The 18,667-nt window shown below is 51.2% G+C and carries 21 protein-coding genes; 20 read left to right on the forward strand and 1 reads right to left on the reverse strand.

The annotated features are described in order from the left end of the window. The first annotated feature begins 174 nt into the window (after nt 1–174). The 4 genes from H4O27_RS10160 (at nt 175) to H4O27_RS10175 (ending at nt 3,439) form a co-directional block, all read left to right on the forward strand. Nucleotides 175–657 carry an Lrp/AsnC family transcriptional regulator gene (locus tag H4O27_RS10160; protein WP_165006421.1) on the forward strand — a complete coding sequence of 161 codons (483 nt, stop codon included), beginning with the start codon at nt 175–177 and terminating at the stop codon, nt 655–657. Nucleotides 658–751: 94 nt separating this feature from the next. Further along, nucleotides 752–1,324, forward strand: coding sequence for a DUF1415 domain-containing protein (locus H4O27_RS10165; protein ID WP_165006423.1), 573 nt, complete (start codon nt 752–754; stop codon nt 1,322–1,324). 9 nt (nt 1,325–1,333) lie between these two features. After that, on the forward strand, nt 1,334–1,693 hold the full coding sequence (locus H4O27_RS10170; protein WP_165006543.1) for a YbaN family protein: 360 nt from the start codon (nt 1,334–1,336) through the stop codon (nt 1,691–1,693). Nucleotides 1,694–2,020: 327 nt separating this feature from the next. Further along, nucleotides 2,021–3,439, forward strand: coding sequence for a sodium:proton antiporter (locus H4O27_RS10175; protein WP_165006426.1), 1,419 nt, complete (start codon nt 2,021–2,023; stop codon nt 3,437–3,439). 65 nt (nt 3,440–3,504) lie between these two features. On the opposite strand, the gene H4O27_RS10180 is transcribed toward H4O27_RS10175, so the two are convergent. After that, nucleotides 3,505–4,494, reverse strand: coding sequence for an LLM class flavin-dependent oxidoreductase (locus H4O27_RS10180; protein ID WP_165006429.1), 990 nt, complete (start codon nt 4,492–4,494; stop codon nt 3,505–3,507). 319 nt (nt 4,495–4,813) lie between these two features. Between H4O27_RS10180 and hisH the strand changes: the two genes are divergently transcribed. The 16 genes from hisH to H4O27_RS10260 all read left to right on the forward strand — a co-directional run bounded on the left by hisH (nt 4,814) and on the right by H4O27_RS10260 (nt 18,636). After that, nucleotides 4,814–5,458 carry an imidazole glycerol phosphate synthase subunit HisH gene (gene hisH / locus H4O27_RS10185; protein WP_165006432.1) on the forward strand — a complete coding sequence of 215 codons (645 nt, stop codon included), beginning with the start codon at nt 4,814–4,816 and terminating at the stop codon, nt 5,456–5,458. Nucleotides 5,459–5,599: 141 nt separating this feature from the next. After that, nucleotides 5,600–6,337 (forward strand): 1-(5-phosphoribosyl)-5-[(5-phosphoribosylamino)methylideneamino]imidazole-4-carboxamide isomerase, encoded by a 738-nt coding sequence (hisA, locus tag H4O27_RS10190; protein WP_165006435.1) that lies wholly within the window; start codon nt 5,600–5,602, stop codon nt 6,335–6,337. A 115-nt stretch (nt 6,338–6,452) separates the two neighbouring features. Then, nucleotides 6,453–6,770: a multidrug transporter MatE gene (locus H4O27_RS10195; RefSeq protein ID WP_165006438.1), complete on the forward strand. Its 318-nt coding sequence runs from the start codon at nt 6,453–6,455 to the stop codon at nt 6,768–6,770. Nucleotides 6,771–6,860: 90 nt separating this feature from the next. After that, complete coding sequence (gene hisF, locus H4O27_RS10200) at nt 6,861–7,628, forward strand: imidazole glycerol phosphate synthase subunit HisF (RefSeq protein WP_165006441.1); 768 nt, start codon at nt 6,861–6,863, stop codon at nt 7,626–7,628. A gap of 120 nt (nt 7,629–7,748) precedes the next feature. Next, a complete protein-coding gene (locus tag H4O27_RS10205; protein ID WP_165006444.1) occupies nt 7,749–8,513 on the forward strand; it encodes a sulfite exporter TauE/SafE family protein in 765 nt (254 codons plus the stop codon). A gap of 48 nt (nt 8,514–8,561) precedes the next feature. Beyond that, nucleotides 8,562–8,963: a phosphoribosyl-AMP cyclohydrolase gene (gene hisI / locus H4O27_RS10210; protein ID WP_165006447.1), complete on the forward strand. Its 402-nt coding sequence runs from the start codon at nt 8,562–8,564 to the stop codon at nt 8,961–8,963. Between the two features lie 82 nt (nt 8,964–9,045). After that, on the forward strand, nt 9,046–9,369 hold the full coding sequence (locus H4O27_RS10215; protein ID WP_165006454.1) for a phosphoribosyl-ATP diphosphatase: 324 nt from the start codon (nt 9,046–9,048) through the stop codon (nt 9,367–9,369). Between the two features lie 73 nt (nt 9,370–9,442). Continuing rightward, the gene (locus tag H4O27_RS10220; RefSeq protein WP_165006546.1) at nt 9,443–9,766 is read left to right on the forward strand and encodes a histidine triad nucleotide-binding protein; all 324 of its coding nucleotides are present in this window, start codon (nt 9,443–9,445) and stop codon (nt 9,764–9,766) included. Nucleotides 9,767–9,814: 48 nt separating this feature from the next. Beyond that, nucleotides 9,815–10,012, forward strand: coding sequence for a Sec-independent protein translocase subunit TatA (tatA, locus tag H4O27_RS10225; protein ID WP_165006457.1), 198 nt, complete (start codon nt 9,815–9,817; stop codon nt 10,010–10,012). Between the two features lie 3 nt (nt 10,013–10,015). Next, nucleotides 10,016–10,699 (forward strand): Sec-independent protein translocase protein TatB, encoded by a 684-nt coding sequence (gene tatB, locus H4O27_RS10230; protein WP_165006460.1) that lies wholly within the window; start codon nt 10,016–10,018, stop codon nt 10,697–10,699. Nucleotides 10,700–10,706: 7 nt separating this feature from the next. After that, entirely contained in the window at nt 10,707–11,492 is a 786-nt protein-coding gene (tatC, locus tag H4O27_RS10235) for a twin-arginine translocase subunit TatC (RefSeq protein ID WP_165006463.1), read from the forward strand. A 121-nt stretch (nt 11,493–11,613) separates the two neighbouring features. Further along, nucleotides 11,614–11,973 carry a DUF2069 domain-containing protein gene (locus H4O27_RS10240; RefSeq protein WP_165006466.1) on the forward strand — a complete coding sequence of 120 codons (360 nt, stop codon included), beginning with the start codon at nt 11,614–11,616 and terminating at the stop codon, nt 11,971–11,973. Then, nucleotides 11,973–13,808, forward strand: coding sequence for a PglL family O-oligosaccharyltransferase (locus tag H4O27_RS10245; RefSeq protein ID WP_165006469.1), 1,836 nt, complete (start codon nt 11,973–11,975; stop codon nt 13,806–13,808). Before H4O27_RS10240 ends, H4O27_RS10245 begins: the two co-directional genes overlap by 1 nt. Before the next feature lie 210 nt (nt 13,809–14,018). After that, entirely contained in the window at nt 14,019–14,696 is a 678-nt protein-coding gene (misR, locus tag H4O27_RS10250) for a two-component system response regulator MisR (RefSeq protein WP_096295849.1), read from the forward strand. Between the two features lie 8 nt (nt 14,697–14,704). Continuing rightward, nucleotides 14,705–16,117 (forward strand): sensor histidine kinase, encoded by a 1,413-nt coding sequence (locus H4O27_RS10255; RefSeq protein WP_165006473.1) that lies wholly within the window; start codon nt 14,705–14,707, stop codon nt 16,115–16,117. Between the two features lie 83 nt (nt 16,118–16,200). Continuing rightward, nucleotides 16,201–18,636, forward strand: coding sequence for a bifunctional acetate--CoA ligase family protein/GNAT family N-acetyltransferase (locus H4O27_RS10260; RefSeq protein WP_165006476.1), 2,436 nt, complete (start codon nt 16,201–16,203; stop codon nt 18,634–18,636). The last annotated feature ends 31 nt before the right edge of the window (nt 18,637–18,667 follow it).

Raw genomic sequence — 18,667 nt, forward strand, 5'->3', positions numbered from 1 at the left:
TATCAAATTAATTTTGCCCGATTTGCTGTTTTTAACACAGATTATTTTTGTAAAGATTCTTTTATTGAACTATTGTATGTTAAGTTTATTTAGCTTAAGATTATAGAAAACTGTTATCCTTCATTTTTTTTCGTTTTTTAACACGCAGGCCGCACAAATAAAGGGAGATAATAAATGGCTCAAATCACTTTGGATAAAACAGACCTTAAAATTTTACAGGTTTTGCAGGAAAACGGCCGCCTGACCAATGTCGAGCTTTCCGAACGTGTCGCCCTTTCTCCTTCCCCGTGTCTACGCCGTTTGAAACAGTTAGAAGATGCCGGCATTATCCGCAAATATGCTGCTTTATTGTCGCCTGTTGCCGTCGAACTGGGCTTGCAGGCGTTTATCCGTGTTTCCATCAGCAAAGCGGCTGATGCACGCGATGATTTCTCGCAAGCGGTGCAAAACTGGCCGGAAGTATTGAGCTGCTTCGCGCTGACCGGCGAAACCGATTATCTGTTGCACGCATTTTTCACTGACATGAATGAGTTCTCCCATTTCGTTCTTGATACTTTATTGTCACACCACGGTGTGCAAGATGCGCAATCGAGCTTTGTGTTGAAAGAAATTAAAAACACCACTGCCCTGCCGCTGTCGCATTTGCAGCAAGATTAATCTTTGTACCGATACAACAGGCCGTCTGAAACTCGTTCAGACGGCCTTATTATTTGGTATAATTGAGAATTACTCTTATATAAGCACCATATTAATGAACATGCCCGACACTGAAACCGTTATCGACCACACCAGACAATGGCTGGAAAAAGCCGTGATTGGTTTAAACCTCTGCCCGTTTGCCAAAGCGCCGTATGTCAAAGACCGCGTGCGTATTGTGGTCAGTGAAGCCAAGCATTTGGACGGCTTCTTAGAAGATTTAGACCGCGAGCTGCAACGTTTGGGCAACACTTCCGCCGAAGAATTGGAAACCACTTTATTGGTGCATCCGACCTTATTCGGCAATTTTTTGCCGTTTAACGATATGCTTGATATTGCCGATGAAGCGGTGGCGGATAATCAATTAGAAGGCGTGATTCAGATTGCGCCGTTTCACCCTGATTTTCAGTTTGCCGACACCGAAGCCGACGATATCAGCAACTACACCAATCGCTCGCCTTACCCGACACTGCATTTGATTCGCGAAGACAGCATCGCCAAAGCCGCTGAAGCCTTTCCCGATGCGGCGGCGATTTTCGAACGAAATATCGCTTTATTGGAAAACATGGGGCATGAAGGCTGGAAGCAATTGGATATTCCGCGCTGCCCGTTTCATCAATCCGAATAACCGTCCATGATTATCCGTTATATTTATTGGCTTTGCGGCGCGCTAGCCTTAGCTTTGGGTGTGCTCGGTATTTTTCTGCCGATTTTGCCAACTACTCCTTTTGTGTTGCTGGCAGCGGCTTGCTGGGCAAAAGCTTCACCGCGTTTTCACCGCTGGCTGCATCAGCACCGCTTCTTCGGCCCGATGGTGCAAAACTGGGAACACAACCGCGCCGTGCCGCGTAAAGCCAAGATATTGGCCGTGAGCATGATGACGTTTTCCTGCCTGTTTTTATTTTGGCAATTCCCCGAGCGTTGGTGGATTGGCGCAACTTCCTCCACCTTTTGTGCCTGCGTGGCTATTTGGATGATTCGCTTGCCGGAAGCATAAAATCGGCCTGTTTTTCAGACGGCCTTATACTGATTTTTTGCAAAAAAATGTTAGAATCAATTTAACAATATTTTTTGATAGCCTTTTTGTTATGTAGTTAACGTTTAAGTAAACTACTGTTTTAAAGAATTTTTCTCTATATACAAAAAATTTTGGCAATTTCACAAAAAATTTTTAGTATCTTCATTTGATTGCGACTAATACTTTAGTCTAGTTTCCGGCATTATTTTCCTTTACAATCGTTTGCGACAAGCTTAAAAGCTTAACATGCAGTGTCGTGATGTTCAGACGGCCTGAAGTTTTACCACGATAAGAAAAAGGAAACATATGCGCCTACCTCTTTTCTCTCTGCCTATGCTGATGATGCCGGCGTTTGCTCAAGCCGCCAACTTCAGCGGCGACTCGCTGAGCCTGCTTTGGGGTTTACCCTTCGCAGCCATTCTGCTTTCCATCGCCTTAGGCCCTTTAATGATGCCGAAAATTTGGCATCATCATTTCGGTAAAATCACCGCCTTTTGGACGGGACTCTTTTTAGTTCCTTTCGTGCTTTATTTCGGCTTCACCGCCGGTATTCAAGTCGTGGCGCACGCCATGGTGGAGGAATACATTCCGTTTATCCTGCTGCTGTTTGCGCTGTACACCATTTCAGGCGGTATTTTGGTGTGGGGCAACTTGCACGGCTCGCCCAAACTCAATACCGCCCTGCTCGCCATCGGTACCGTATTGGCTTCAGTGATGGGTACCACCGGTGCGGCCATGTTGCTTATCCGCCCGCTGTTGAAAGCCAATGACAACCGCAAGCACAAAGTTCACGCGGTGGTCTTCTTCATCTTCTTGGTGGCCAACATCGGCGGCGGCCTGACCCCATTGGGTGACCCACCGTTGTTCTTGGGCTTCTTGAAGGGCGTTGACTTTATGTGGACAGTAGTGCATATGTTGCCGCCTGTGCTGATCAGCACGGTGATTCTGTTGAGCGTATTCTACTTTCTCGACCGCCACCTGTATTCCAAAGAAGACGAAATCGTGGCGCACGATCCGTCACCCGACAGCAAGCTGCAAATTTTCGGTAAAATGAATTTCATTTTGCTGTTGGGCGTAGTGGGTGCCGTATTGATGTCGGGCATTTGGAAGCCGGATCATCCCGGCTTTGAAATCTTCGGCAGCCATTACTTATTGCCAAACTTAGTGCGCGATGTGATTCTGTTGTCCTTAGCGGTAATTTCATTGCTCATCACACCGAAACAAGTGCGTGCCGGTAATGAATTCAACTGGGAACCGATTGCCGAAGTGGGCAAACTGTTTGCCGGTATCTTCATCACCATCGCACCGGTATTGGCCATTTTGAAAGCCGGTGAAAACGGTGCCTTGCGCGGCGTGGTATCCATGGTACACAACGCCGCCGGCGAGCCTATCAACACCATGTATTTCTGGATGACCGGCGTATTATCCGGCTTCTTGGACAACGCCCCGACCTATCTCGTGTTCTTCAATATGGCAGGCGGCGACGCGCAATCTCTGATGACCGGCCCGCTGCTCCATACCCTGCTGGCCATCTCGATGGGGTCGGTATTTATGGGCGCACTCACCTACATCGGTAACGCGCCGAACTTCATGGTGAAAGCCATTGCCGAACAACGCGGCGTGAAAATGCCGAGCTTCTTCGGCTATATGGTATGGTCGTTCGGCATCCTGTCGCCATTGTTTATCCTGCACACGTTGGTTTTCTTCGTGTATGAGATTTTGTAAGGTTTAACAATCATCAAGGCCGTCTGAAAGCATTCTTTCAGACGGCCTTTTTTTAAACCAACCGTTTACAGCGTATCGGCAATTTCTTTCAGCATTTCAAACGATTCGGCCTGTTTGGCTTCGTCGTAGATATAGTTCAAGGCCATAATCTCATCAGCCTGAACGCGCGCTTGCAGGCTGATCAGTTGCTTGTGCACGCTCTCTTTGCTGCCGACGATGTCTTCGCCCAGCATTTGCTTCACGGCGGACTCTTGATCGTAGGTCCACACGGTCGACATATCGGCTACCGGCGGTTGCAGCGGTTTCATTTGGCCGCTGACCACACCTAAAAACTGTTGTTGTTGTGAGGTGTGCAGCAAATGTGCTTCGCCGTCGGTGTCGGCAACGATGATGTTGACGCAGATGATGACTTCGGGTTTGCCGAGGTATTTCGACGGCTTGAAGCCGTTGCGGTAGATTTGCACCGCCATTTCCATCATGCGCGGGGCAAAGTGGCTGGCGAACACATACGGCATACCGAGTTCGGCGGCGAGATAGGCACTTTCGGTGCTGGAGCCGAGAATGTAGAGCGGCACGTTTTTATCCATCGCCGGATAAGCTTTGACATAGCCCTGCTCGTCTGCATTGCCGAAATAGCGCTGAATGGTTTGGATGTCGTGCGGGAAATTAATCGACACGTCTTGCGCGTTGCGGCGCAAAGCCAAGGCAGTGCGCGGGTCGGTACCGGGGGCGCGGCCAACGCCTAAATCAATGCGGTCGCCGTACATGGTCGCCAAGGTGCCGTATTGTTCGGCCACGGCCAGCGGGCTGTGGTTGGGCAACATCACGCCGCCGGTGCCGACGCGGATGGTTTGCGTATTGGCCAAAGTGTGGCCGACCAGCAATTGCGTGGCGGAACTGAGCAAATTGGGCATATTGTGGTGTTCGGCAATCCAATAGCGTCCGTAACCAAGCCGCTCGGCGGTCTGCGCCAGCGTCACCATGGATTCGATGGCTTGTTTTTGGGTTTGGCCTTCACGTAAAGGCACAAGGTTGAGCATGGAGAGTTTGAGCATAATCGTTCCTGATTGGGTTTAGTTGTTTTGATGCATAAGCAAATAAGGCCGTCTGAAAAATTATCAATGATTTTTCGGACGGCCTTGATGAATCAAGTTTATTCACCCAAGAAGCTTATGCAAATGCTTGCCCAATCAACATTCACGCGTGTATCTTTTCATGATTGAATAAAATCATGGCTGCAACAAACATGCACTAAGGCCGTCTGAGCCTTTCAGACGGCCTTTTGTTAGTTTGTTTTAAATTGTCAACAAAAGCGCACTGATTTTTTGTTACAATACCGCCCACGACGATGATTTGCACATTAAAAGGATCAACATGAAAGTAGCTGTTGTCGATTACGGCATGGGTAATTTGCACTCGGTGCTGAAATCCGTGCGGGCCGCGCAAAAATTGGCCGGTTTGCAAACCGATATTTTTCTGACCGGCAAGCCGGACGAAGTATTTGCTGCCGACAAAATCATTTTCCCCGGGCAAGGCGCCATGCCTGATTGCATGAGCGCATTGCGACAAAGCGGCTTGGGCGAAGCGGTTTCAGACGGCCTGAAGAACAAACCGTTTTTCGGCATCTGCGTCGGAGCGCAATTGTTGTTCGACCACAGCGAAGAAGGCGACACTGCCGGTTTGGGCTGGTTTGCCGGTGACGTGAAACGCTTTGCCGCCAACCGCCACGATACCAACGGCGACAAATTGAAAGTGCCGCACATGGGCTGGAATGCCGTGCGCCAAACCCAAAGCCATCCTTTATTTGCCGACATCGCGCAAGACACGCGCTTTTACTTTGTGCACAGCTATTACTTCGCGCCGCAAAACAGCGACATCGTATTGGGCACCAGCGAATATCCGGAAGAATTTGCCTGCATCGTCGGCAAGGATAACGTGTTCGCCACCCAGTTCCACACCGAAAAAAGCCACGACGGCGGCTTGCTGCTGTTGCGCAATTTCTTAAACTGGCAGCCATAAAGATTCGGCGCGAAACAAACCGTGCCGAAGGCGGCTCAGGTGTGCTAAAATTCGCTAAATTGTGTAAAATGATTTGCACGTCATGATTCTATTTTTCAGACGGCCCGTTATAGTCCGCCTGACCGCCACTTTGGAAAAATTATGTTACTTATTCCTGCAATCGATTTAAAAGACGGCCAATGCGTGCGCCTGAAACAAGGCTTGATGAATCAGGCAACCGTGTTTTCCGACACGCCGGCACAAACTGCCGGACATTGGTTCAAACAAGGTGCCCGCCGGCTGCATTTGGTGGATTTGAACGGTGCATTTGCGGGCGAACCGAAAAACTTCCCTGCGATTAAAGAAATCTTGGCTGCCGTGGCGCAACACATTCCCGTGCAATTGGGCGGCGGCATCCGCGACTTGGCCACCATCGAAAAATATCTGGATTTGGGTCTGACCGATGTCATCATCGGTACCGCTGCGGTGAAAAATCCCGAGTTTGTACGCGAAGCCTGCAAAGCCTACCCCGGACAAATCATCGTTGGCTTGGATGCCAAAGAAGGCATGGCGGCGATTGACGGTTGGGCAACCGTAACCGAACATCATGTGATTGATTTGGCCAAACAATTTGAAGACGACGGTGTCAACAGCATCATCTACACCGACATCGGCCGCGACGGCATGATGAGCGGCGTGAATATCGAAGCCACCGTCAAGCTGGCCGAATCGGTCAAAATTCCCGTGATTGCCTCCGGCGGCCTGACCGATTTGAACGACATCCGCGCCCTGTGTTCGGTCGGACAAAGCGGCGTAACCGGTGCGATTACCGGCCGCGCGATTTACGAAGGCAGCATTGATTTTGCCGAAGCGCAAAAGCTGGCCGACTCATTGGCTTAATCCGTATTTCATCAGGACGCATTCGTATTCCGCCGTCCTGCCACGCTCGATTGCTTTGCCATGACATAAAACCAACAGGCAAAGCGGGTTTTATTGAATCATTAAGGGGTAACACATGCTGGAAGCATTCGTCTTAGGCTTTTGGTTGATTTGGTCTGCCGACCGCGACATTTATCCGCTGACCGAAAGTCTGTGGTTTACCATTTTGGCCGTTATCATGCGCCAACTGACCGCTTTTGCCATACCGGAAATTGACGGCCATTGGGCGGCGCTCAACGGCGCATTATGGGCTTATGTCGCCGTTGTTTTCATGATCGTCAACCGTTTCAGCACCGGCTTTATGACCACAATGCTCATGGCCGCAGCCGCGGGCGTCGGTTATTTCCAATTGCTGCAATATCTGCCCGATTGGGTCAACGGCTGGCTGAGTTAAACATAGGCCGTCTGAAAGCCTTAATGAAACTTTCAGACGGCCTCAAACCTGTTGCACACCGCAACCGATTTATTGACGGGAACCCTTTCAATGGCATTGGCAAAACGCATTATCCCCTGCTTAGACGTAGACAACGGCCGAGTGGTCAAAGGCGTCAACTTTCTCGGCCTGCGCGATGCAGGCAATCCGGTTGACGTCGCCAAACGCTACAACGACGAAGGCGCCGACGAGCTGACCTTTCTCGACATCACCGCTTCTTCCGACAACCGCGACACCATTTTGCATGTCATCGAAGAAGTTGCATCGCAAGTATTTATTCCGCTGACCGTCGGCGGCGGCGTGCGCTCGGCGGCCGATGTGCGCCGCCTGCTGAATGCCGGAGCCGACAAAATCAGCATTAACACCTCAGCCGTGACCAACCCTGATTTGGTCAACGAAGCCAGCGGTTTTTTCGGCTCGCAAGCGATTGTGGTGGCCATCGATGCCAAAGCGGCGAACCCTGAAAACACCCGCTGGGAAATTTTCACCCACGGCGGCCGCAAGCCGACCGGCTTGGATGCAGTAGAATGGGCCCTGGAAATGCAGGAACGCGGCGCCGGCGAAATCCTGCTCACCAGCATGGACAGGGACGGCACCAAAATCGGCTTCAACCTGCCGCTGACCCGCGCCATTTCCGAAGCGGTAGATATTCCGGTGATTGCCTCCGGCGGCGTGGGCAATGTGCAACACTTAATCGACGGCGTGAAAGAAGGCAAGGCCGATGCCGTGTTGGCGGCGAGTATTTTCCACTTCGGCGAAACCAGCATTCACGAAGCAAAATTAGCCATGCAGGCCGCAGGGATTGAAGTGCGTTTGTAAAAATTTCAGACGGCCCGCCGGTATTCTGCCGAAAGGCCGTCTGAATCCACTCTTATTCCAAGCAAACATTTAATCCTTTATTCCATGCCGTCTGAAACCTAAAACACACCCATCACGCTTATGGAACTCGATTTCACCTTAGGGCAATATTTGCTCATCGGCTTTTTAGGCATCGCCGCCGGCATCATCAACATGATGGCGGGCGGCGGCTCAAACCTGATTTTACCGGTGCTGATGATGTTCGGCATACCGGCCGATGTCGCCAACGGCACCAACCGTCTCGGCGTGTTGCTGCAATCCGCATCCGGAACGCACGGCTTTCACAAAGCGGGCAGGCTACCGACCCACGATTTGCGCGGCATTATGGTGCCGATGATGTTCGGCGGTATGGCCGGTGCTTTGTTTGCTTCTTTTGCACCCGTGAATATTCTGAAGCCCTTGTTATTGCTGACCATGCTCGGCGTAGCCGCGGTGGTGGCGTTCAAGCCGAATCTATTGCTGCACGAGCCGGGGGCGCAACCGATTCGTGTTGCCGACAAGCCCAATTCGCGTTACGCTTTGTTTTTGGTCGGCATGTATGGCGGCTTTGTGCAAGCAGCGGCGGGCTTTTTGCTGCTGCCCGTGCTGGCCGGTTTGCTGAAATACGATTTGGTGCGCGCCAATGCATTGAAAGTCTGCTGCACTTTGGGCTTCACCGCCGTGGCCCTGGCGATTTTCGTGGCACGCGGCCAAGTGATGTGGGATGTGGGTTTGGTGCTGGCCTTATCCAGCGCCTTGGGCGCACGTTTGGGCGTGAAAACCGCCATCAAGCTGCAACCCGAAACCCTGCGCAAAATCCTGTTTGCCATGACTTTGGCTGCCGTAGTATTGGCCTTTTTAAAATAATTTTTCAGGCCGTCTGAAATTTCAGACGGCCTGTCAGGACATTCCGACATGAACACAGACGCCCTACTTTCCGCCGTCAAATTCGATGAAAAAGGCCTGGTGTGCGCTATCGCGCAAGATTGGCAAAGCGGCCGCGTATTGATGGTGGCATGGATGAACGCCGAGGCGGTAGCCCAAACCGCCGAAACCGGTTTTGCCCACTATTACAGCCGCAGCCGCCAAAAGCAATGGATGAAAGGCGAAGAATCCGGTCATACGCAAAAAGTACACGAACTGCGATTGGATTGCGACGGCGATGCGATTGTGATGCTGATCGAACAACACGGCGGCATTGCCTGCCATACCGGCCGCGAAAGCTGCTTCTACCAAAAGTGGGACGGCACCCAATGGCGAACCGTCGATGCCGTGTTGAAAGACGAAAACGAGATTTACGGCTACAGCCATTCTTAATCTCATCCCGCAAACGCTTGAAGCCTTTCAGGCTGTCTGAAAAAATACAGACGGCCCCCATTCCTCAGCAAACGGAATCCTTATGAGCAACAATGTATTAAGCGAAATCCAAAACGTGATTGACTCGAGAAAAGACCAAAATCCCGAAGAATCTTATGTCGCCTGCCTTTTGCAAAAAGGCGAAGACAAAATTCTGAAAAAAGTCATCGAAGAAGCGGGCGAAGTGTTGATGGCTTCGAAAGACGGCGAAGCGGAACACTTGGTTTACGAAACTGCCGATTTGTGGTTTCACAGCATGGTTTTGCTGGCGCACCACGGTTTGCGCGTCGAAGATGTGATTGCCGAACTTGCACGCCGTCAAGGTTTGTCGGGATTGGTTGAAAAAGCCGCTCGCACAGACAACTGAAACTGTATTACAATCAGCCCTATTCGATTTCATGCCGTCTGAAAGTTCAGACGGCCCGCATTGGAGTGATACCGTGAGCGACTGCATTTTCTGTAAAATCGTGGATAAACAAATCCCTTCCGTCAGCGTCTATGAAGATGCCGATATGTTGTGCTTCAAAGACATCAACCCGTCTGCACCCGTGCATCTGCTGCTGATTCCCAAAGTGCATTTTGACTCGCTGGCACACGCCCAAGCCGAGCACGAAACATTGTTGGGCAAAATGATGCTGAAAGTGCCGCAAATCGCACAAGAAGCGGGCTTGGCCAACGGTTTCAAAACCTTAATCAACACCGGCAAAGGCGGCGGGCAGGAAGTGTTCCACCTGCACATCCACATCATGGGCACGCCGGCCTGATTATCGACACTACCGAATTTAACCATTTAAAATTAAAAGGAATTTACCATGGGCAGCTTTTCTATCTGGCACTGGATTATCGTATTGGTCATCGTGGTTTTGGTGTTCGGCACCAAAAAACTGCGCAACGTCGGCAAAGATTTGGGCGGTGCGGTGCATGACTTTAAAAAAGGTTTGAACGAAGGCGATGAGAAAGCCGCCAAAGACGAAGTCATCGAACATAAAAAAGAAGAAGACAAAGCCTAATCCATGTTTGATTTCGGTTTAAGCGAACTCCTGCTAATCGGCGTGATCGCGCTGATTGTGCTGGGTCCCGAACGTCTGCCTAAAGCTGCGCGTACCGCCGGCCAACTGGTCGGCAAACTGCAACGCTTGGTCAGCAACGTCAAGCAAGAGCTCAGCGTGCAAGTTGAGCTGGAAGAATTGCGCAAGGCCAAGCAGGAATTTGAATCGGCAGCGGATCAGTTGCGCAATGAAATGAAAGAAGTCGGCAACGAAGCGCAAAACAGTCTGAATACCATTTCAGACGGCCTCAAGCCTTGGGAACGATTGCCCGAACAACGTGTACCCGATGATTTCAAAGTCGATGAAAACGGCATTTTACTGCCCGAAATCAAAGACGATAAGGTCAATCCGAGCACCGGACCGGTTGGGCTTTTGGACGAAAACGGTCAGCCGATTGCCCCGTCTGTACCCGATATTGCGGAAGCTGCGCAAGACGGTGAAGCACATGATGCCGATCAATTATGGCGCGATTACCTGACTTCGGCCAATACGTCATACCAAGCGCCGGAAGTCAGCTATGTGGAAACCACGCCTGCCTATTCTACCGGCATGCATACTGCAACCCTGCGCAAGCAGGCCATGCAGCGCAAACGCGATATGCGTCCAAAATTCCGAGCCAAACCGAAACTTCGTGTCCGTAAAAAGTGAGTAAACGGTGTCTGATACGCCCATCCAACCATCCGAACCTACGACCCAGCCCTTAATCGAGCACCTGCTCGAGCTGCGCCGCCGCCTGATGTGGATCATCATCGGTCTGTTGGTCTGCTTTTTGGCGCTGATGCCGTTTTCGCAAACCCTGTATTCATTTGTTGCGCAACCGCTGATGACCAGCTTGCCTAAAGACACCAGCATGATCGCCACTGATGTGATTGCGCCGTTTTTCGTGCCGGTGAAAGTCACCTTGATGGCGGCTTTTTTAGTGTCGCTGCCGCACACGCTGTATCAGGTTTGGGCATTTGTCGCGCCGGCGCTGTACCAAAATGAAAAACGATTGATTACGCCCTTGGTGTTGTCGAGCTGCATTCTGTTTTTTGCCGGTATGGCCTTTGCCTATTACTTGGTCTTTCCGGTGATTTTCCAATTCTTGGCCGGCGTGACCCCTGCCGGCGTGAACATGGCGACCGACATCGACAAATATTTGTCGTTTATTTTGGGTATGTTTGTCGCTTTCGGCACCACGTTTGAAGTACCGGTGGTGGTGGTTTTGTTGGCGCGCATGGGTATTGTCGACACGGCACAGCTCAAACTCGCACGCCCTTATGTGATTGTCGGCGCGTTTGTACTTGCCGCCATCATCACGCCGCCGGATGTGATTTCACAAATTCTGCTCGCTGTACCGCTGATTATTCTGTATGAAGCGGGCATTTGGTTCAGCCGTTTTACCAAACCGATTGGGCGCGAAAACTCAGACGACGAAGCACAACCGCCTGCCCAAGTTTGAGGCATTGTTCGCATTGATTCATAGGCCGTCTGAAAGTAAACCATGGAACTTTCAGACGGCTTTTTACGGTCTGATGGCAGGTCGAATAACACATTACCTGCTGCTTTAAAGTGATTGAAACATGAAAAATTCTGCCAAACATTGGTCTTATTACGCCGCTTCCATCAGCTTGATTACGCTGATTATCATCTGCGTGGCTTGGGAATTGTGGATTGCGCCGCTGCGTCCGGGCGGCTCGTGGCTGGCCTTAAAAGCCCTGCCCTTATGCTTGCCGCTGACCGGCATTTTGAAAGGCAAGGTTTACACTTACCAATACAGTTGCATGCTGATTTTGATTTATTTTGCCGAAGCGTTTATGCGGATTTTCGATGCAGTACCGGCCAGCCGTGTATGCGCAACCTTGGCCACAGTATGCTGCGTGGTATTTTTTATCGCCTGCCTGTTCTTTATTAAAGACACACAACGAAAGGCGGTGGCCTGATGTATCAGCGTTTTTCAGACGGCCTGCGTAGCGAATGGCATACCTGTCTGCTGCCGGTATGGCTGGCCTTTTTATGGATTGGCATTGTACCGTTTGTGTCGCTTTACCGGGTCGGGCCTTTATCCAGCTTTTATCTGGAAGCCGCTTCGTTACTGGGCGCGGTGGTGTTCGTATTGGCGACAGCATGCTACGGCTTGCTCAATGTGCGCCTTTCTACCGCCGGTGCGGCTTTTTTGCTGTTGGCCGCTTTTTGGTGGCTGCAAGCGCGTATATTGGATTTAAGCTATCCCGGCATGAGCGACATGGTGGCGTGGACGTTTGTGATTCTGTCCTTGGCCGCATGGGCGGTACGCGGCTGGGTGGCGGAATACGGACAGGAACGCATCGTTACCGTGTTTGCATGGTCGCTTTTGTTCGGCGCATTGATTCAGGCAACCATTGCCTTTATGCAGTTTAAAAGCTGGGCAGGTGCGGAAATGTTTAAAGGCATCCTGGCTTATGGCGGCAGCAGCAACGTCAGCGGCCAACTCGGCCAGCGCAACCATCTCGGCCATTATCTGATGTGGGGCGTGTTGTGTGCGGCCTATTTGTGGGCGATGCGCAAAATGCCGAACCGGTTGGGCGCGGTGTTCGTGATATTGCTCACCGGCATTCTCGGCTTGGTCAACTCGCGCACTATTCTCGCTTATGTTATCGGTGTCGGCATCCTGCTGCCGTTTTGGCGCGCAGTCGCCGGGCGCGAAACCAACCGCTTGCTCGGGATTATCGCTTTTGCACTCGCCTGCGTGGTGTTGTTCCAATTTTCCATGGGCACGTTGCTCGAATTATTCAGCAATGCCAATTACGAAACAGCGGTTGAACGTGCCAGCAACAGCGGGTTTGAAGGCTCTATGCGCCAAATCGAGTGGCGTAAAGCATGGGTTGCTTTTCAATCTGCACCATGGCTCGGACACGGCTGGAACAGCTATGCCCTGCAAAGCTTTTTGGCACAAGCCGATCTCAAGCATTTCAGCAACAACATCCTCGGCGTTCTGTTCACCCATTCCCACAATATAGTCATGCAGCTCTTGGCCGAAACCGGCATCATCGGTGTCTTGCTGGTGGCATCGAGCTTACTGGCAGCCGTTTGGCGTATGCTGGTACGCCCGTATCACGCCGCTTCATTGTTGCTCTTGGCTTTAATGACGGTATCCCTGTGCCACAGCATGTTGGAATACCCGCTTTGGTATATTTATTTTCTGGTGCCGTTCGGCCTGATGGTCTCGCTGTCACCCGCACATTATCAAGATATTTCAGACAGCACTGTCGCAGCCAAACGCCGAAATTATGTGGGGGGCTCAGCAGCAATTTTACTGACCGGCGGCATCTTGAATCTGGGTTGGGCTTACACCGATTTGGTTGATTACAGCCGCCGCCCGAAAACCGAAACCGCAACTGAAGCCGGCCGTAAAATCGACGGGCTCAAACGCATCGCCGAGCAACAGCCCATGCTGCGTTACTACGCCGAATTGAGCCTGACCCGCCGCGCCGACCCGACCGATCCGGTAATTCAGCCTTGGGCAGAACAAGCCGCGCTGAATGCCCTGACCTACCGCCCTTACGCCAACGCGCATCAAGTCGGTCTGTACCGCTACCGCAAAGGCGAAACCCAAGCCGGTGAACAATGGATGCAGGCCATGTATTATTACTTTCCGTATATGATGTCGTTTTACGAGAGCAAAATCCGTGCGCACCAAGCCTTCGAACCATTATTACCGCCTCTTTTATCGGCCTGCCAAACCTTCCGGGCAGACCCGAAACACAGCACTGCCAAACCTTGCGGGAAGCTAAAATAATCGGCGTTCCCTTTCAGACGGCCTATTGGAAACAATAGGCCGTCTGAAATGTAAAGGCCTTTACATTCATTGCAAAAAAGCGCAAAAGCATAGAAAAAGAAGCTATCAACAATAATGCAATGCGTGTTAAGATAAGTACTGTTCTTGATTCACTGCTTTAGTTAATAACCGAACAAAGGCAGAGCATACAACCACCGAAAAGGAATTCTCATGAGCCGCGTACTATTGGTAGATGACGACGCTTTATTGACCGAACTGTTAACCGAATACCTGACCGCCGAAGGCCTGAACGTACACAGCGTTCCCGACGGAGAAGCCGGCGTGCAGGAAATCTTATCGGGTCAATACGACGTGGTCGTATTGGATTCCATGATGCCGAAAATGAACGGCTTGGATGTTTTGAAAAACGTCCGCACCCAAAGCACCGTACCGGTGATCATGTTAACCGCCAAAGGTGATGACATCGACCGCATCATCGGCTTGGAAATGGGCGCAGACGACTATGTGCCGAAACCTTGCACCCCACGCGAATTATTGGCACGCATCAATGCGATTCTGCGTCGCGCACAAAACAATGCCGAGCAAAGCAATACGCCAAACAGCATTGCCGTAAGCGATGTGGTTCTATATCCGGCCAAACGCCAGGCCTCCATCAAAGACACTCCTTTGGAATTGACCAGCACAGAATTCAACCTGCTGGAAGTATTGATGCGCCATGCCGGCCAAGTGGTGAGCAAAGAGACTCTGTCTGTAGAAGCCTTGGATCGTAAACTGGCAAAATTCGACCGCAGCATCGACGTGCATATTTCAAGCATCCGCCACAAATTGGGCGATGCATCACTGATTCAAACCGTACGCGGCTTGGGCTATTTGTTTGTTAAAAACTAAGAGCCCCCATGAAACTGTTTCAACGCATATTCGCCACATTTTGCGCAGTGATTATCTGCGCAATCTTTGTGGCGAGTTTTTCATTTTGGCTGATGCAAAACACCTTGGCCGAAAATCAGTTTAATCAACGCCGTACCATTGAAACGACGCTGATGAACAGTATTGTCTCGGCTTTCCGCTCGCGCGGCGATGCCGGTGCACGCGAGGTTTTGGTCGAATGGAAAGACAGCCCCGTTTCGAACGGTGTTTTTGTCATTCTCGGCGATAATAAACGCGATATTCTCTATCGCGACATTGACGACAAAATGATCGAACGCGCCCGCGTCTTTGCCATCAACAATCCGAAATCGGATTTGGCACACATCGAATACGACCGCTTCGGCGAAGAATATCTCTTCTTCGTGCGCGGTTGGGACAACCAACAGGCGCAACGACTGCCCAGCCCGTTGTTTATCCCCGGTTTGCCGCTGCCGCCGATTTGGCACGAATTCATCATCCTTTCCTTCATTATCCTGGTCGGCTTGCTCACCGCCTACATTTTGGCCGCCAACATCACCAAGCCCATCCGCATTTTGGGCAAGGGCATGAACCGCGTAGCCAACGGTGATTTGGAAACCCGTATTTCGCAGCAGGTTGACGACCGTGACGATGAATTATCCCACTTGGCGCAGCAATTCGACAAAATGGCGGAAAAACTGCAAAAGCTGGTCGCAAAAGAGCGCCACCTGCTGCACCACGTTTCCCACGAAATGCGCTCGCCGCTGGCACGTATGCAGGCCATTGTCGGCCTGATTCAAGCCCAGCCGCAAAAGCAGGATCAATACCTGAAACGCTTGGAAGGCGAATTGACACGCATGGATACCTTGGTAGGCGAGCTGTTGACCCTGTCGCGCTTGGAAACGTCCAACATGCCGCTGGAAAAGGAAAACCTGAAGCTGATTCCGTTTTTGAGCAACTTGGTCGAAGACAACCAAAGCGTGGCGCAACAAAATCATCAGTCCGTCACCTTGCAGATTCAAGGCAAAATTCCGGAAACCGCCACTGTTTCAGCCAATGAAAGCTATTTATACCGTGCGTTTGACAACGTGATTCGCAATGCCATGAATTACAGTCCGGAAGGCAGCGACATCAAAGTCAACATCGGCCAAGACAGTAAAAACTGGATTGTAAATATTACCGACAACGGCCCCGGCGTAGATGAAATGCAATTGCCGCACATTTTCACCGCGTTTTACCGCGCCGACTCCAGCGCCAGCAAGCCGGGCACCGGCCTGGGCTTGGCTTTGACCAAACACATTGTCGAGCAGCACAACGGTAAAATCATCGCCGAAAATGTCAAACCCAACGGCTTGAACATGCGCTTCATTTTCCCGAAATGCAAACCTTCCAGCGAAAAAGACAAAAACGCTGCGTCGGTATAAACCCATCAAGGCCGTCTGAAAATACCTTTGTTTTCAGACGGCCTTTTTCATTAAAGCAAACGATTCTGAACGAAAGAAGCACCATGAATACACAGCCCATGCCCGGCTATTTTTTCATGCCGCAACACATTATCTTGGTTGGCGCGAGCGAACGGCCGCACACTTTGGGCGAGCGTATCCTAACCGCGCTACTTGGTTCGTCGTTTCAAGGCAAAATCACACCGGTGAATTTGCGCCACAAAACCGTGGCCGGTTTGCCTGCCTACCCGAATTTAAATAAAATCAACGGCCAAGCCGACCTAGTGATTGCCGTCACCCCGCCCGACAGCTACGAAGCACTGTCTAAAGCCTGCCGTAAAAAACAGCTTCACCACCTGATTTTGATTCAAGATTGGGAAAGCCTCAGCGAAGAAGATTGGCAAACTGCCCGCCAAGCAATTCAAAAGCATCACGGTCAAGAATTAAATATAAGCGTGTGCAGTCCTGCCGGCATCCAATTGCCCACCCAAGGGCTGAACACCGGTCTGTTACCCGATTTTCCGGCCGGCCACGTGGCACTGTTAACCGGTCAAGCAGCAGTCAGCAGTGAAATCGATGTCATACTGCGCCGTATGCAGCAAGGTATTTCACGCCACATCAGCCTGAATTACAACCTCAGCCCTACTTCTGCTGCCGATTGGATTAACCGCTTCGGCCACAATCGCCACACACGCGTCGCCGTGGTGCATCACAACCCTGCCGAAAACCAGCGCAAACTGTTCAGCGCCATCCGCCACTTTGCCCGCCACACACCGATTATCCTGCATTGCACCCATGCCGTAGACGATACCGAACGTGCTATTCTGGAAAGCTTAAGCCGCCATTGCAATTTCCTGCTCACGCTAAATCACAACGAATTGGCTGCCGCGCTGCATGCCCGTTTGTCCGACATCAAACCGATCAACCAACTCACCGTACTGGGCAACACACCGATTGGCTGGCTACAACCGATTGCCGCCGAAATGGGCATCCGATTAAGCCTGCCCTCTGAAAAAACCAATCTGCAAAACGGTTATATCGGCAGCATGCCTACTGCTGCACATTACCGCAGCATGGCCGCGCAACAATTGCAGCAAGACCACACTCAAGCCTTGCTTGCCATGATTGCACCGAGTGCCGAGCATAATGAAACCGCCATTGTGAAAATGCTGAATCATCTGGCCAAACAAACCGATAAACCCTTACTCATCAGTAGCCATGTTTCAGACGGCCTGCTGCATTTCTCCAATCCCGAACAAGCCTTGCAGACCCTGCATTTACGCAACATTGCCGCCCGTTTGCAGCAAGTGCAACACGAAACCGCACCGGCAAAACCGGACCGTCTGAAAAATATCGACAGCGAAGCCGTTACCGCCGCAAAAGACCATGCCAAACGCTTAGCCGCCGCACTGCACCTGCCTGCCTATCAAAATGACAACACTTATCCATTGGTGAAATTAACATTCAGACGGCATCACCAATACGGCGCCATCATCAGCGCGGCCGACTTAAACCGCACCATCGCCGTGTTGCCGCCGTTTACCACGCTCGATACCGCACGCCTTTTGCGTTTTGCCAACTTAAGCCGCTATCAAGATGCCATCGAACAGTTTGTACACAGCATGAATGCCTTGGTGCAAAATCCCGAGCTGTTCAACGGCGAAATCATCCTGAACATCAGCAGCAACCAAATCAGCAGCGATTTCAGATGGCCTGTCCAACCTGCGCCCGCATCGCATAAAAACAACAGGCCGTCTGAAAAAACCATTGAAAAACCAAGCCGGCCAACTACCGATGGATTCAACCACCGTATGCAGGCGGCCGCCGAATTTTTGCGCCACAGCAATGTCCGCGCCAGCGAATTTATCCGTACCACCGGCGAAGCGGCTGCCGAATTTTGGCATCAAAAAAACAACACCGGCAAACACAAACCGGCAGAAAACGTGCTTGCCCCTTACCCGACCGATTATCTGGGCGAAATCCGCCTGAAAAACGGGCAAACCGTAACGATTCGCCCATTCGAGCCCGAAGATGCCGAATCCAAACAGCAATTTATCCGCCGACTGTCACCGCAATCCCGCTACACCCGATTCATGACCCGCACCAACGAGCTGCCGCAGCCGACGCTTGCCCGTTTCAGCAAACTCGATTATCACAGTGAAGGCGCATGGATTGCCGAAAATTCAGACGGCCTGATCGTCGCCGTCAGCCGTCTCAGCCGACTGAACCGTGACGAATGCGAATTCGGCATTACCCTTTCCGAAGACATGCGCGGCAGCGGTTTGGCCCGCGAAATGATGCAACTGATTATCCGATTAGCAACACAACAAGGCTACCAAAGCATGAACGCGGAAATCCTAAAAGAAAACACCGCCATGCTGAAATTGGCCGAAAAATCAGGCTTTAGCCTGATAGAATCGGAGCAGGACAAAAATCTTTATCAAGCCAAACTCAACCTTTCAGTAACTAAAGAGCAAAGCAAAGAGAAGTTTAGACAATAAATACTTGCCTAAACACCACAAACTAACCTAA

Source organism: Neisseria yangbaofengii (assembly GCF_014898075.1).
Taxonomy (GTDB): domain Bacteria; phylum Pseudomonadota; class Gammaproteobacteria; order Burkholderiales; family Neisseriaceae; genus Neisseria; species Neisseria yangbaofengii.